General features: G+C 37.2%; 16 protein-coding genes and 3 pseudogenes. 11 read left to right on the top strand and 8 right to left on the bottom strand.

Annotation, left to right across the window (positions count from 1 at the left end):
* The first annotated feature begins 3 nt into the window (after positions 1–3).
* The 5 genes and pseudogenes from G9F50_RS09510 to G9F50_RS09495 all read left to right on the top strand — a co-directional run bounded on the left by G9F50_RS09510 (position 4) and on the right by G9F50_RS09495 (position 3,270).
* A pseudogene (locus G9F50_RS09510) lies at positions 4–1,804 on the top strand (T7SS effector LXG polymorphic toxin).
* Between the two features lie 2 nt (positions 1,805–1,806).
* Positions 1,807–2,265: an SMI1/KNR4 family protein gene (locus G9F50_RS09505; protein ID WP_041482154.1), complete on the top strand. Its 459-nt coding sequence runs from the start codon at positions 1,807–1,809 to the stop codon at positions 2,263–2,265.
* A gap of 129 nt (positions 2,266–2,394) precedes the next feature.
* Positions 2,395–2,820, top strand: a complete 426-nt coding sequence (locus G9F50_RS09500; RefSeq protein WP_015240048.1) for a hypothetical protein — start codon at positions 2,395–2,397, stop codon at positions 2,818–2,820.
* A 110-nt stretch (positions 2,821–2,930) separates the two neighbouring features.
* Positions 2,931–3,140 carry an aldehyde dehydrogenase family protein gene (locus G9F50_RS20790; RefSeq protein WP_124693176.1) on the top strand — a complete coding sequence of 70 codons (210 nt, stop codon included), beginning with the start codon at positions 2,931–2,933 and terminating at the stop codon, positions 3,138–3,140.
* A complete protein-coding gene (locus G9F50_RS09495) occupies positions 3,058–3,270 on the top strand; it encodes an aldehyde dehydrogenase family protein (protein ID WP_157773903.1) in 213 nt (70 codons plus the stop codon). Before G9F50_RS20790 ends, G9F50_RS09495 begins: the two co-directional genes overlap by 83 nt.
* A gap of 390 nt (positions 3,271–3,660) precedes the next feature.
* Here G9F50_RS09495 and G9F50_RS09490 read toward each other — a convergent pair whose 3' ends face one another.
* Both G9F50_RS09490 and G9F50_RS09485 read right to left on the bottom strand, forming a co-directional pair.
* Positions 3,661–3,843 (bottom strand): hypothetical protein, encoded by a 183-nt coding sequence (locus G9F50_RS09490; protein ID WP_003153655.1) that lies wholly within the window; start codon positions 3,841–3,843, stop codon positions 3,661–3,663.
* Entirely contained in the window at positions 3,833–4,969 is a 1,137-nt protein-coding gene (locus G9F50_RS09485) for a Rap family tetratricopeptide repeat protein (RefSeq protein ID WP_060562824.1), read from the bottom strand. Before G9F50_RS09485 ends, G9F50_RS09490 begins: the two co-directional genes overlap by 11 nt.
* 358 nt (positions 4,970–5,327) lie before the next feature.
* On the opposite strand from G9F50_RS09485, the gene G9F50_RS09480 reads away from it, so the two are divergent.
* Both G9F50_RS09480 and G9F50_RS20785 read left to right on the top strand, forming a co-directional pair.
* Entirely contained in the window at positions 5,328–5,780 is a 453-nt protein-coding gene (locus tag G9F50_RS09480; protein ID WP_060562825.1) for a YoqH family protein, read from the top strand.
* Between the two features lie 140 nt (positions 5,781–5,920).
* Positions 5,921–5,999, top strand: a pseudogene (locus tag G9F50_RS20785) (hypothetical protein); the annotation flags it as partial.
* A 16-nt stretch (positions 6,000–6,015) separates the two neighbouring features.
* On the opposite strand, the gene G9F50_RS09475 reads toward G9F50_RS20785, so the two are convergent.
* Positions 6,016–6,390 (bottom strand): YoqO family protein, encoded by a 375-nt coding sequence (locus tag G9F50_RS09475; protein ID WP_015240044.1) that lies wholly within the window; start codon positions 6,388–6,390, stop codon positions 6,016–6,018.
* Positions 6,391–6,953: 563 nt separating this feature from the next.
* Between G9F50_RS09475 and G9F50_RS09470 the strand changes: the two genes are divergently transcribed.
* Complete coding sequence (locus G9F50_RS09470; protein WP_060562826.1) at positions 6,954–7,232, top strand: hypothetical protein; 279 nt, start codon at positions 6,954–6,956, stop codon at positions 7,230–7,232.
* 190 nt (positions 7,233–7,422) lie between these two features.
* Here G9F50_RS09470 and G9F50_RS09465 read toward each other — a convergent pair whose 3' ends face one another.
* The 4 genes and pseudogenes from G9F50_RS09465 to G9F50_RS09455 all read right to left on the bottom strand — a co-directional run bounded on the left by G9F50_RS09465 (position 7,423) and on the right by G9F50_RS09455 (position 9,556).
* A complete protein-coding gene (locus G9F50_RS09465) occupies positions 7,423–7,887 on the bottom strand; it encodes a hypothetical protein (protein WP_039254808.1) in 465 nt (154 codons plus the stop codon).
* Positions 7,888–8,083: 196 nt separating this feature from the next.
* Positions 8,084–8,364, bottom strand: a pseudogene (locus G9F50_RS20780) (hypothetical protein); the annotation flags it as partial.
* A 167-nt stretch (positions 8,365–8,531) separates the two neighbouring features.
* Positions 8,532–9,053, bottom strand: a complete 522-nt coding sequence (locus tag G9F50_RS09460; protein WP_021493934.1) for a hypothetical protein — start codon at positions 9,051–9,053, stop codon at positions 8,532–8,534.
* Positions 9,054–9,127: 74 nt separating this feature from the next.
* Entirely contained in the window at positions 9,128–9,556 is a 429-nt protein-coding gene (locus tag G9F50_RS09455) for a hypothetical protein (protein ID WP_043021830.1), read from the bottom strand.
* 718 nt (positions 9,557–10,274) lie between these two features.
* On the opposite strand from G9F50_RS09455, the gene G9F50_RS09450 reads away from it, so the two are divergent.
* Both G9F50_RS09450 and sprB read left to right on the top strand, forming a co-directional pair.
* A complete protein-coding gene (locus G9F50_RS09450) occupies positions 10,275–10,532 on the top strand; it encodes a DUF3221 domain-containing protein (protein ID WP_241493483.1) in 258 nt (85 codons plus the stop codon).
* Between the two features lie 370 nt (positions 10,533–10,902).
* Positions 10,903–11,079: a recombination directionality factor SprB gene (sprB, locus tag G9F50_RS09445; RefSeq protein ID WP_003153662.1), complete on the top strand. Its 177-nt coding sequence runs from the start codon at positions 10,903–10,905 to the stop codon at positions 11,077–11,079.
* Positions 11,080–11,112: 33 nt separating this feature from the next.
* Here sprB and G9F50_RS09440 read toward each other — a convergent pair whose 3' ends face one another.
* Positions 11,113–11,538, bottom strand: a complete 426-nt coding sequence (locus G9F50_RS09440; protein ID WP_060562827.1) for an SDR family NAD(P)-dependent oxidoreductase — start codon at positions 11,536–11,538, stop codon at positions 11,113–11,115.
* Positions 11,539–11,853: 315 nt separating this feature from the next.
* Between G9F50_RS09440 and phyC the strand changes: the two genes are divergently transcribed.
* Entirely contained in the window at positions 11,854–13,005 is a 1,152-nt protein-coding gene (gene phyC, locus G9F50_RS09435; RefSeq protein ID WP_039254819.1) for a 3-phytase, read from the top strand.
* Positions 13,006–13,025 lie beyond the last annotated feature (20 nt).

The raw sequence follows: 13,025 nt of genomic DNA, 5'->3' as shown, positions 1-13,025 counted from the left end.
TAAATGAAAGTATTTGAAGCAGCCTCGTTCATTTCAGCCGCAGAAAAGCGAGCAATAGAATACGATCAGATTAGAGAGCAATTTATTAATCTCAGAAAAGCATTTCAAGGAATGGCTGATTTAGATGACAGTGAGTTTTCAGGCAAAGGCGCTGATAACATCAAAGCATTCTTCCAAGATCACGCTGGTGTCACAGACAGCTGGCTTGATCTGATCGATGTGAAGATTGCTTTTCTTAACAGTATTTCAGGAAAAGTAGCTGATGCCGGATTGGCCGATTCGTTTGTGGAAGAGTCCTTTTTAGAACACGAGCTGATCCATGCGAAGAATCAATCACAAGCCATCATGCAGGAGCAGCGCAATGAAATGAAAGGTATCCTTGATGAAATCAGCGATATCATTCATCTTGATGTTTTCTCTACAGAGGATGTCGATCAAAAGCTGGATTCAGCGGACAAAAAACCGGGATGAGACCATACATAAGCTTGGAAAGCTTGATCACGATCTAACGAAAGAATACGCAGAAACCGAGGCAAATGAACATTTCATTCAGGCAGATTTTCAACAGCTCCAAAACGCTACGGGCCAAGGAAAAAACGCCACTCCGCTTCACTATAACGCTAAGGCATACAGGGAAAGTGACATACATAAGAAAAAAGGCGAAATTGCAAGACATTCGGATGCTTATCTGACGTTTAAAAAGGAAGAAGCGAAAGAGCGGGAAATCAAGGATCTGAAGAAAAAGCTCGCTGACGGTGTGACCGATCCGGATGAATATTTGGAAATTGCGAAGAAGATCGGCTATGAAAACCTTGAACCTTCCCAGCAGCAATATGTCGTTCAGCTTGAACAAGCAAAACAGCTGGAAGAAGCCGGAGAAGTAACTTGGGATATTTTAAAAGGAGCCGGCGTTGGTTTATATGATGTCGGGAAAGACATGGTAACCGGTCTACGGGACTTTATAACCAATCCGGGGGAAACCTTGTCAGCACTGGGGAATGCAGTACTTCATCCTGTTAAAACATATGATGCTGTTGCAGAGGCAATTGAAGAGTCGTATCAAAAAGATATGGTAAATGGAGATGCGTATTCCCGATCAAGATGGGTGACATATGCAATTGGTTCAGCAGCTGTGGCTGTCGTCGGAGGCGCAGGAGCCGTTAACAAAGCTGATGCGGCGGGGAAAGTCATAAACAAGGCAGGACAGGCAGGGAAGAAAATTAAAGACGTTAAACTTCCAGAACTGCTTCCTTATAACTCTAAATATGATCTTGCTCTGGCAGGTGACGTACCATACAATGTGGTTGACAGCCAAAACCTTAAAAATCAACTATTAACTAATGCGAAGAAATTAGATGAGAGTAGAAAGCCGTTTACAGGTAAGGAATTAACTTTCCCTTGGCTAAATAAAGAGAAGTATGGCGCCTTTGAAGTTAAAGGGAAGGTAAAAGCTTCGGGTAAAACTAAAGATGTAAGTCGAAGAGTATACACGTTGAAAGATATTGATATAAACAAAGTTGATGCTGAAAGCGGAAAAACAAATTTACAACTTATGAAAAAAGGTGACGCTCCTTTTGCTAATGATGGCACAAAAATCAACTTACATCATTTAATTCAAGAAGAGCCAGGAACGATGGTGGAAATTCCAGCTTCTGTTCATCAAAATAATAAAAAAGTTCTCCATGGATTGAAAAAAGGTGGGGAAAGTTTTAGAAATGACAGGGAGTTGCGGAATCAGTATAAAAGCTTCCAACGAAGATATTGGAAATGGAGAGCGAGCCAATTTGAGAAAGGAGAAATGTAACAATGACTTATCATGAAATTGAAGAATTTATTAAAGAAAACGCTGAAGATGATGATTTTACAGGCGGAATAAGTGAAGAAAAAATCAAAGAGATACAAAATCGTTTAAATGTAAAACTTCCCGAGAGTTATAAGTGGTTTTTAAATAAATATGGCTCCGGTGGAATTTACGGGGTAAATATACTAGGCCATGGGAAAGTTTCTGCAAGGGTTGTTACAGTTACTGAGGAATATAGAACTTATTATAATTTAAGTGACGGTATTATCGTTATAGAAGATGTAGATGAATTCTCTTATTGCCTTGATACAAACAAAATGGAAAACGACGAATGTCCAGTAATAGTTTGGGCAAATGAAGCCGGTTATGGTGACAAGGTTGCAGATAACTTTCTGCAATTTTTCTTGGAAGAGCTTGAAGAAGCAAAAGAAAATTGGGAAGAGGACGAAGATTGGGACGATTAACTTGGTAAATCCTCTGAAACGCTGATGAGAACATTCGATGATTTAGCGCCATGCCACGAGATTAATAAATAATTTATGAATGAATAAAAGGAATAAAGTTTACCTTGAACAGCGAGGAGAATAGTGAAAATGTATGAAGAATATAGTAAGCAGTCTTTACCGTCAAGAAAGTATAGGGAGTTGTTAGGAAGCGCAATCTGTGTTTTCAACTCTAACAATGCATTTATCATTGAAAATATACTTAAAAATGATGAGGAAAACAGGTTTAATTGGCAAGAATTAATTGACTATACTTCTGGTCAACTTAGTCAACCAATAAAGGAAACTATAACTAAGTTTTCAGGTGCAAAAATTACTTCGTGTTTTTCTGAAATCATTGAAATGAGAAATAGAATTATTCATAGCTTTCGAATAACCGATGGTGATGGTAAACAGACTTTAGCAACTAAACATAAGCATGGAAAACAGTTTATTATTACAGAGGATTACCTTTATCATTTTATTAAAAAGAACGAAGAGTTAAGTGATCTCCTTCATGAATTTAGAGGCCATTAGTTCTATTATGGAAAAGGGCGAGCGTCTTTTTCAAACCACTCCACACATTAAATCAGAGTTAGGCCTAAAAAGATTGTGAAGGGTTACTTAAACTATCGGGTGCATTAGTTATACAACAACCAACATCTGTTGTTCTAAAATCCTGTTCATCTATTAGGCCTACGATTTCTGTTGAAGAAGCAAATAGAGTTGAGTCTTGGGTAAATGAGGATTTTGAAAAAGGGGCAGACTTGCTTTGTGGTGGAAAAAGAGAGGGATCATTTTATTATCCAACAGGTTTTGAGTGCATACCTCACGACTGTAGGCTTGCTACTAAGTGAAGTTTTTGGCCCTGTTGTTTCAATTGAAGATCTTGAAAACGCTATTTCAAAATCTAATGATGTATCCTATGGTTTACAAGTTGGAATCTTTACTCAGAATATAAATGCGGCTTTTAAAGCTATAAATTAATTGGATGTTGGTTGAGTCATGGTAAACCATGGTTCTGATTATCGGATAGACGCTATGCCTTTTGGTGGGGGGAGGGATCGGGCTTAGGATGGGAAGGAATAAAATATTCTATCAGGAGATGACTGAACAAAGCAGTATGCTTTAATATTTCAAACAAAGGGTAAACCTTTAGAGTTCCGAATTAGTCTCTTAATTGTATTTGAAATGAGGAAGGCCCTGTTATTTCTTGAGTTAGAGGAGTAAACATTTGTTTATTCCTCTTTTGAGCAGAAATAAATACAGATCAAAAGCGATCTTTTATACACCTGGAGCACCACATTGCATAGAGCAGGTTTAACAGGTGAACACAGAGCATAAAAAACACCCCCTTATATGGGAGTGCCAAAACATTTATGCGGTTTGCCCTCGGCGTTCCGCTGAGAAGTCATTATGGTGATCAAGCGCGATGTGGATACTGGCTGTATGGCCTCTTCGGGCTTCTTTAAAAACTTTGTGGCCGTCAAGAAGATAATGTCCAACAAGCCCAAGTAAGATAACTAAAAAGATAAAAGCCGATGCAAATTTAAATTTCATAAAGACAATCCCCTCTCTGAATTTGTTTTCGGGCATAAAGCACTTTCTCATAAAAGGCTGTAGCTACTTTATGGTCTTCATTTACATTATAATACATTGCTGCATCAGTCGCTAGGTCTTCCACATCTGAAAGCATAGCTTTTGATTCTAAGTAATCTAAGATTTTAAAAAGTCGTTCTTTGTCATTCTCAACGAATAAACCCATAAGAAAATCAAACATTTTCTCTAATACGTCATCGTTCAAATCCTTTGACAGCATAAGACCTTGTTCACAAACTTGTTTTCCATCAACTGTGTTGGACAACTTAAAGTGCGTTTTTGCCAGCATTAAAAGTATGTCAAGCAGTCGGCTAGAATTGTGAAGAGAATTAGTTTGATAAATTGAGACGCCTTCTTTAAAATACTCCAATGCCTTCTCCATATGTCCTGTTGTAAATGAGCATAAACCGAGATTGTACAAAGAAGAACCTATTAACCGTGGCATATCAATTTCTTGTGCTTGTTTTAATGCATTCATGAAATGCGGTATTGCTTTTTCTGGATACTCCATGTCTAAATAATTCAGACCGATGACGAATGAACATTGGATTACTCTTATTGAGTACGTTTCGTGTGCTTTGTAGGTTTCTATTGCTTGAACGATATGATGCATAGACATGTGGGTTTGCTTCATGTGATAGTACACTTCAGCAACTTTATAGTGAAATTCAGCTCGCTCTATTTCATCGGGGACAATAGATATCTTCTTTTCAGCTCGGTTGTAAAAACTTATTGCTTTAAGATATTCGTACTGTTCAAATTCATACATCCCATGAAAAAAGTTAAAATAATATTCAAGAATTCCTTTTAGATCGCTTTGTTTACTTTCGATCTCTTCTGATAAGTCTGAAATTTTAGGTCGTTCTTCATTCATGGTTTTTGGTTCAAGATAATCAAGCATTAATTGATGTCGAAAACACATGAGCGAATAGTACAACAATAAATCTTGATCTTCTTCCATAAGCTCTATTTCTTGCTTCACTTCTTCCTTCAAGATTTCTGCATCTGCAACACTGAATAACCTTATGTATTTGTACCATTCATTGATTTTTAAGCCAACTTTTGAAGAAGAGATCAATTGCTCCAAAAAAATCACCCTCCTAGCATTTCGTCTGATTATGTAATATTTTATCATAATGTAATATGTTGGGAAGGGTGTTTTTTCTTAATTTCTCAATTCGGTATGGAATGCGATAGAATCCTCCTCGTTAGAGAAGGGTACGTGATCAGTTTGCTGTTGCTTTTAGTGAGGCAAGCCATTCATCTAATGTTCCTGAGAAACCTTGTGGAACGGCTAATTCATATGCTGATTTTCCATCTTTACCGGCAGCACCTGTAGCTCCAGTACTGCCTTTTTCACCTTTTAATGAAGCTAACCATTCAAAAGTGATGAATATTCAAGGCGGGAGTAAGGGAAATTAACAAAAAAATGTGAGGGAATGTAGATGAAACGATTTATCTTGGTTATACCGTTATTGGCTGCTGTTATTGCCTCTCCAACTCAAATGAAAGCAAGTCCAATGCCTTGTAGTGCAGTACTCGAACCGGTAAATCAAAAACTGAAAAATGCGAAGGGTGCGGCACTAATCTATGAAGTGCAGTTATACCCGCCAAGTGCTGCAAGAACGAATATGAGTATTCTTGCTGTCCACCTTCCTCAGCCATCTTCTTATGGAAGCTACGACGGTTATGAAGGATTTGCCGCCAAAACAGGGGAGATCAGTTGGCGATTTAAACTATATCCAACTCCCAAGGAAGAGAGCCCTAATTGGGCTGGAAGGATTGATTCCATATCGGCTGAAATGACAAATGTTAAAGTGCAAGTGCGCCTTTCAAATTCTAAGACGCAAAAGTTGGGGCCAAGTGTATTAACAAACAATATTCAATATTGCTATTAGAAATGTAGAGTTCTTATCAAAGAGAGCAATGCGACTGGATCTTTTGTAAAGTGTCAAAAAGGTAATTGATCGAGAAAACTTCTGGTGAAAAATGAAAAAGAGTCCATTAAGATGCAATGTCTGGAGTCAATTCATCATTTGACAGAAGAGAGCCGGCAAAAGTCGATATTGCGTTTGATTTTGTACATAGAAAGACGGCATAAAAAGAAATGGTTAGCTAAAAAAAGGCAAAGAGTCAACGCTCTTTACCATCAGGTGTTTTCCTTAAGCGGTCTGCAATATGCTTAATTAAACTCAGCGCAGCAGTCACTAATCCAATAACTAAAACAATTTCAAGTAAGAGGATAAATCCAAAATTTAAACCGCGACTTTCAAAGTAATCACCAGTAAAAAAGAGCAATTGATAAATTCCAAGCATTAGCACAATAAAGGAAGCGCCTATAATCGCCAGAGACTTTTTAGAGAACTCCTTAGTATGGTTAAAATTATAAACCAATAAGAACAAAAATAGACAAGCCATGGCGATCTTATGAGTCAATGAATCACTTGCTGAGAACCCTTGCACAAGTAAGGAGATAATTAATCCGGTCATTCCGATTATTTTGTTCAATATATCACCTGCTTTGTATAAGTATGACCTTAGATGTCAGTTTACCAATTAAAGGTGATATTCTCAACATAATGCAATTTAAAGTTAACTTAAAATGTGATTATTTTAAGAAAGGGGTTGAAATATGCTCGGTTGTCAAAAAGGGGAGCAAGTAAGGTCTTTGAGGAGGAGGAAATGGGAATTATATTGTGGACGACAAATCGAGGTTTTGTAGGTGTTGAATGGGACTCTGGTGAATATGGTGAATACAATGATAAAATCGATGAGCTATTAATGTTAGCAGATTAAAATGTTTTCCGAAAGTTAAACGAAAGCAGTTCATTAAAGGAAGGGATGATTAAAATAAGGCTATTCCAAGATGAATATTGCAATGGTGAATGGGTTGAAATTGATATGGTTTCATAAGAGCAGAGTCAATTAATATTGAAGTGATTGATATCAAATACAATTCACTAAATACTGTGCGAACTCATAATACAGCTCTGCGTATATATAGAGAAAGGACTTAAGATCACTAGGACGTGAAGATGAAATCATGATTTTAAACGGAGTAAGAGGAAGAAATGAAAACCTGTGTAGCAACCAGGGAAACTGAGTACTTTACCAATGAATCAATTAAAGAGGTGCATTATGCTGGTGACAATAAAGAAGCTGCCTTTAGCAAAATTGATGGCACTTCAGGCAACAGGCTAATTTTAGATGTTTGTTTTGATGGCTTGAGGATTAAATCTTTTATCAGAATTCATAATGGTGATTGGCGAGTAGCTTTTGATAAATTGGGCAGCACAAAGAAAGAGGTTGAAGACTACAATGCCAAACTAATTGCGGCACAATTTCTTTGAAATGTTGGAGAGAGCTGAACAAGTCTAGATAAAAGAAGTAGGATTTTATCACTGGCTTGTTTTTTGTGTAGGAGCCTTGAATCTTCGATTGTATTATCAATATATCATATTTTTACAAATAATCCATTTCTGTCTTACGATAGTTTTTAATGAATACAAAAAGCCCCACGAATGGAGCTTAAATTACGTTTTATTGAACATAGCCAGAAAAGTCGCTCGGAGCAGAGAAAGATAGATAGTAAAGCGCATTGGCATCTAGATTTTTTATTGTTCCTGTAGCTGTACCGTTAGCATTTACAGTTAGTGTTTCAGTAGCAAAAATCCAGTCGGAATCATTCCAAACTTTCACAGTTAGTTTAGTTCCAATATTGTTTGTAATTGAATAGCTTATCGAAGATTTTCCTTGAAAATAACTGTTTGAATATAATGTATTGCCAGTTGCTTGTCCAGCGAATGTCAATTTGTTTTTCGTAAGATTTACAATGCTATTTGAATTAGGAGGGTTAAGACCAAAAGCTTTAAATTCACCTTCGGCAGAGCTAGTAAGCTTAGTTGAAAACCTAGAATTGCCGGTCTCAGCAGATGCGGCAGTGGCAAAGCTCAGAGAAAGAATGGCCACCATGGTGCAAACAATAAAACTAAACAACTTTTTCAAATTAAACACTCCTTTATTTGTAAATTCAAGTAAATAATAACACTTAATTTTAGGGGGTCAATAGGTTTATTCAAACTGGAATGAATCTGTCACAAAATATGAAGAGCATTTGGTGAAGGATAACTTATTGTATTATGTACTAAATTTTCAGTTCATTTTAAGGGGCTAAGCATTAAGGAGTTATGTAACGGAGAGATTATACTCTCCAAGATTCAAAGGAATGTATGCGGAGTTTACCATGTAGTCTTAAATCTATAATCACTTTCAGCCAGCTATAAGAATGTTTATTAATCTCATGGGGGCTTTTTTAATACGATTCCTTCAAGATGCTTTTCTTTGGCAGATTAAAGTAAGCTAGCGTCCCATTACAGTCTCAAAGCCAGGAACACCACCTTGGGCTGCAAAAACAACAGTACCATTGAGCATATCAAGATTCGAGAGTTCTGGGAACTTGCTTGTTACTTTATTGTTGTGACGAAGTATAAAGCATGAAGGTTCAGTGTGAGCTTTAGGAGCTGAATTTCTTAGAGAAAGCACTGTATGAAGAGGGATTTTAATTAAATAAAGCAGACATTAAGCCTGCTTTATCTTTTTGAACATTATTCCTTTTTTATATGCATTATGTTCTCACCAAATGCCCGTCCTTAAGATTTTAAATTCTGGGCACGATCAGACTTTTTAGGGAAAATACATTCTAACAAAAGAAAAAATAAAGTTAATCCTAATGATAATTTAAAATTGTCGCTGTTCCCAATTGAACATAAGATACCCACTATATAAATGAATAAAAACCTAAACAATGAGGCAAATATAAACTTGAAGAAGTTATCCCCAATGAGATGCCTTCCAACAGCCACAAAAATATTATCAAAAGTAAAAGAATAAACAACCATACACACACTTGTTATAACAATCTGTTTAAATTCTATTTCTAATTCAAAGAAGCTTACAAGCACATTTGCTGATCCTGTTGCAAATAAGATTATCACCATTATGACTGCAGTAGGAATGAGTGATAAAACCAAAGCTCCTATTACTGTAGATAATAAAAATTTTTCATTTGTGTTTTTTTCTGCAGCTTCTTTCTTTTCTCCTCTGTACATAAAAATAAAAAAGACGATGAGAGATAAAAGATAAATTGATAACGTCATAACAAGCAGATTCATGGTGATCTCTCCTTACCTAATTAAAACAAAAGAGTGAAGGTTGTAAGCCTCACTCTCTTGTTTTTAATGTATAGTTATGCCAAAAAGAACACAACAACCTTCGCAATTAACTGTGCATCAGCTAATGGAATTCCGGCTTTCACTAAGGCCACAGTAACAGCTGTTTCTCCGAAATTTGTAAGTTCATCTATAACGTCCGCCGCTTTGTGTCCCCACTTAGAACAAGCATCACCAGCTTTTTGAGCCCATTTATATGGGATCTTTTTAATAAGGTTTCCTAAAGCGGGACCGCCAACCCTAAGTGCTTTTACTAACATTTGTTTAGCGAAAGGAATGCCTTGTGTATGTACTTCAGAATTTGAAGCTAAAGGAGCCTGTACGCTATTTTGAACTACAGGTGCTTTTTTACTTTCTGCTGCACTTGCATAGCCAGGAGAAACAACTGATACAGCCAGCACAGTTAACGTGAAAAACATGATAAATGAAATAAGTTTTTTCTTCATTTTTTTACTCCTCCTTAAATAACCATAAGTTTAATATATTGGTAACTATATTAAATATCTGGATGAAAATCAATATATTTCCTAAAAATTAGTTATAAAAGAAGGAAAACAAAAATTCAAAAAACATGCAGTTCACTATTTTGTTATTATACGAAACACAACTTTTTTTTAAAAGAACCTAAAGTCTCATTGGGGATGCCCATTTCATGCTGTGGAGAAGATTCAATTAAAGAGATGAATATATGGCCAACATTTTAAGTCAAGAACAAGATAAAGCAATCCGGCATTTCAAGGACAAGCTGAACATGTCTGAAAAACTGTACATATCCTTAGTTAATGTAAACTGCTTATAGATAAGCAAAATGATTAAGCGGAAAGGCTGTATAGACTTATAGGACCTTATAATATAAGCATTAGATCGCTTAAAGAAGGTGATGTGGTTGATCAGCCAATTGAATATTTCGTGATGCAATTGTGCGGTTCTATAATGGTGAAGACCTCGCCGTGTTTCATTTGTCTAGGGGGAATTTGTTTAAATTCATAAACATGGGCGTTTTAGTCTGTCATTTCCTAAAACAGTGTTTTATTCGTGTTACAAATATGCAAGAAGGGCGGTTTGAACTTGTATAGAGTGTTTATAATGCTGTTAATTTTGTTATGTATAACATTAGGGTGTCAAAACCAACATAACAAACATTTTATGGAGGCTGAGCAAACTATGGTCGGCTATGTCATTTTAAAAAGAGAGAATCAAGCAATTCTCATACCTAATGAAAAAGCTGATGTTAAAAACTTTGAAAATCTTAGTGAAAAAGAGATTATTGAAAAGTATAGATCGGATATAGTATTACTGGGACTTAGTCAACTTAACAATAAAGATGACTTGAGCAAAGGACAAAAAATTCGTGTTTGGTATAAAAAATTAAATGAATCTTCACCTCCAAAAACAAACATCTCAAAGTTTGAAAGGATTTAGTACGTATTCTTTAATTCTCAGGGATACCGCTTCAAAACTTAAGCGGCATATTGAACCGAAATAATGTCTTCAAACCTCACGTCATTCTTCATTCGCGGTGGCTTATTCCTGCTCCGGGATTTATTTGACGATTGTTGACTCAAGTGCAAGGAGAAGGCACATGCCAAGAACACATTTTTGAATTACTGGGCACCTTGAATAAAACCAGCATTCCCGTATTCATATGCGAAGAGATCGGTACTGAACGCTGGATAAAGAAAAAAGTTAACCATACATTTGAACAAGCTTGCGAGGCTTTGATAAAGAAAGAACAGTCAAGAGACGAACCATTACATACATATAATACTCCTGTGAAAGCGGGGGTGTAGTTTTGGAACCTTACCAACGTTATGAGGAATTGAAGAAGAAAACAATAAAGGTTGTCCATAAAGATAATTACAGTATCCGCTATATAGAACAGGATGAAGCCAGTAATGACTTAGATGAATTTTATAAACAATTTGCTCAGCATTTATTGGAGGCTGCTTTGGAAAGGAGTGCAGAGTAAGCTTCTTTTTTTGATTTGTTTGTAGTAAGTATCTTAATAAACGGCTTTATCGGTACTGATATTAATCACATGCGTCACCTCTTGCAGCAAAGCGGCTTCTGCGACATTTTGTCCGCCGATAAGGTTGGTTTGAATGGCTTCAAAGGGATTATCCTCACATGTCGGAACCTGCTTCAGCGCAGCTGTGTGAAAGACAATATCAACACCTTTCATCACTTGGTTGACTCTTCTGTAGTCACGAACATCGCCGAGCACAAACGACAGTCTTTGTTCATACGCGTATTTTTGTTTCATCACATATTGTTTGCTGTCATCTTTGCTGAACACAATGACTTCTTTAGGGGTTAAGAGCAAAAGGCGTTTTACTATTTGGCTTCCGATTGATCCTGTCCCGCCTGTGACGAGAACAGTTTTATCGTGAAAAAACGGTTGTAGCTCTACTGCTTGCTGTTTAGGCATGGCTTATCCTCCAACTCTCGTTTCTCTACCATGCATCATATGTTGAACAATTTCAGCGAGTTAATGAAAGAAACCAATAAATCAAAAATTAGAGAAAAACATTAATCTGATGCACTTTCATATCGCTTTACCCGATTAATAGAATAGAACTTACAAATAAAACAATGTACTAAATATTCATCAAGAATATTTGCTCACGTCAATTTTCTCTCTTCATAAATTCTCACATGCGGACAATCTTCACAAAAACTTAACACTGACATTCCTGTATGTATTTTACAATTGAAGTGCACGTTCATAAAAGGAGGAAGGAAAATGAATCATTCAAAAACACTTTTGTTAACCGCGGCAGCCGGATTGATGCTCACATGCGGTGCGGTTTCTTCCCAGGCCAAGCATAAGCTGTCTGATCCTTATCATTTTACCGTGAATGCGGCGGCGGAAACGGAACCGGTTGATACAGCAGGTGATGCAGCTGATGATCCTGCGATTTGGCTGGACCCCAAGAATCCTCAGAACAGCAAATTGATCACAACCAATAAAAAATCAGGCTTAGTCGTGTACAGCCTAGAGGGAAAGATGCTTCATTCCTATCCTACCGGGAAGCTGAACAATGTTGATATCCGCTATGATTTTCCGTTGAACGGAAAAAAAGTTGATATTGCGGCGGCATCCAATCGGTCTGAAGGAAAGAATACCATTGAGATTTACGCCATCGACGGAAAAAACGGCACATTACAAAGCATTACGGATCCAGACCGCCCGATTGCATCAGCAATTGATGAAGTATACGGTTTCAGCTTGTACCACAGTCAAAAAACAGGAAAATATTACGCGATGGTGACAGGGAAAGAAGGCGAATTTGAACAATACGAATTAAATGCTGATAAAAATGGATACATATCCGGCAAAAAGGTAAGGGCGTTTAAAATGAATTCTCAGACAGAAGGGATGGCAGCAGACGATGAATACGGCAGTCTTTATATCGCAGAAGAAGATGAGGCCATCTGGAAGTTCAGCGCTGAGCCGGACGGCGGCAGTAACGGAACGGTTATCGATCGTGCCGACGGCAGGCATTTAACCCCTGATATTGAAGGACTGACGATTTACTACGCTGCTGACGGGAAAGGTTATTTGCTTGCATCCAGCCAGGGTAACAGCAGCTACGCGATTTATGAAAGACAGGGACAGAACAAATATGTTGCGGACTTTCAGATAACAGACGGGCCTGAGACAGACGGTACAAGCGATACAGACGGAATTGACGTTCTGGGTTTCGGGCTGGGACCTGAATATCCGTTCGGCCTTTTTGTCGCACAGGACGGAGAAAATATAGATCACGGCCAAAAGGCCAATCAAAATTTTAAAATGGTGCCTTGGGAAAGAATCGCTGATAAAATCGGCTTTCACCCGCAGGTCAATAAACAGGTTGACCCGAGAAAACTGACTGACAGAAGCGGAAAATAAACATGAAAAAAGCAGCTTAT

The organism is Bacillus sp. EKM206B, assembly GCF_011066015.1.
Lineage (GTDB): Bacteria > Bacillota > Bacilli > Bacillales > Bacillaceae > Bacillus > Bacillus velezensis.
This window is presented reverse-complemented; position numbering and strand designations above follow the sequence as displayed.

Bases quoted from the DNA above. Each gene is read 5' to 3' on its own strand.
- G9F50_RS09505 (WP_041482154.1), top strand. From the start codon at position 1,807: ATGACTTATCATGAAATTGAAGAATTTATTAAAGAAAACGCTGAAGAT.
- G9F50_RS09500 (WP_015240048.1), top strand. From the start codon at position 2,395: ATGTATGAAGAATATAGTAAGCAGTCTTTACCGTCAAGAAAGTATAGG.
- G9F50_RS09490 (WP_003153655.1), bottom strand. From the start codon at position 3,843: ATGAAATTTAAATTTGCATCGGCTTTTATCTTTTTAGTTATCTTACTT.
- G9F50_RS09480 (WP_060562825.1), top strand. From the start codon at position 5,328: ATGAAACGATTTATCTTGGTTATACCGTTATTGGCTGCTGTTATTGCC.
- G9F50_RS09470 (WP_060562826.1), top strand. From the start codon at position 6,954: ATGAAAACCTGTGTAGCAACCAGGGAAACTGAGTACTTTACCAATGAA.
- G9F50_RS09460 (WP_021493934.1), bottom strand. From the start codon at position 9,053: ATGAATCTGCTTGTTATGACGTTATCAATTTATCTTTTATCTCTCATC.
- G9F50_RS09455 (WP_043021830.1), bottom strand. From the start codon at position 9,556: ATGAAGAAAAAACTTATTTCATTTATCATGTTTTTCACGTTAACTGTG.
- G9F50_RS09450 (WP_241493483.1), top strand. From the start codon at position 10,275: ATGGTCGGCTATGTCATTTTAAAAAGAGAGAATCAAGCAATTCTCATA.
- G9F50_RS09440 (WP_060562827.1), bottom strand. From the start codon at position 11,538: ATGCCTAAACAGCAAGCAGTAGAGCTACAACCGTTTTTTCACGATAAA.
- phyC (WP_039254819.1), top strand. From the start codon at position 11,854: ATGAATCATTCAAAAACACTTTTGTTAACCGCGGCAGCCGGATTGATG.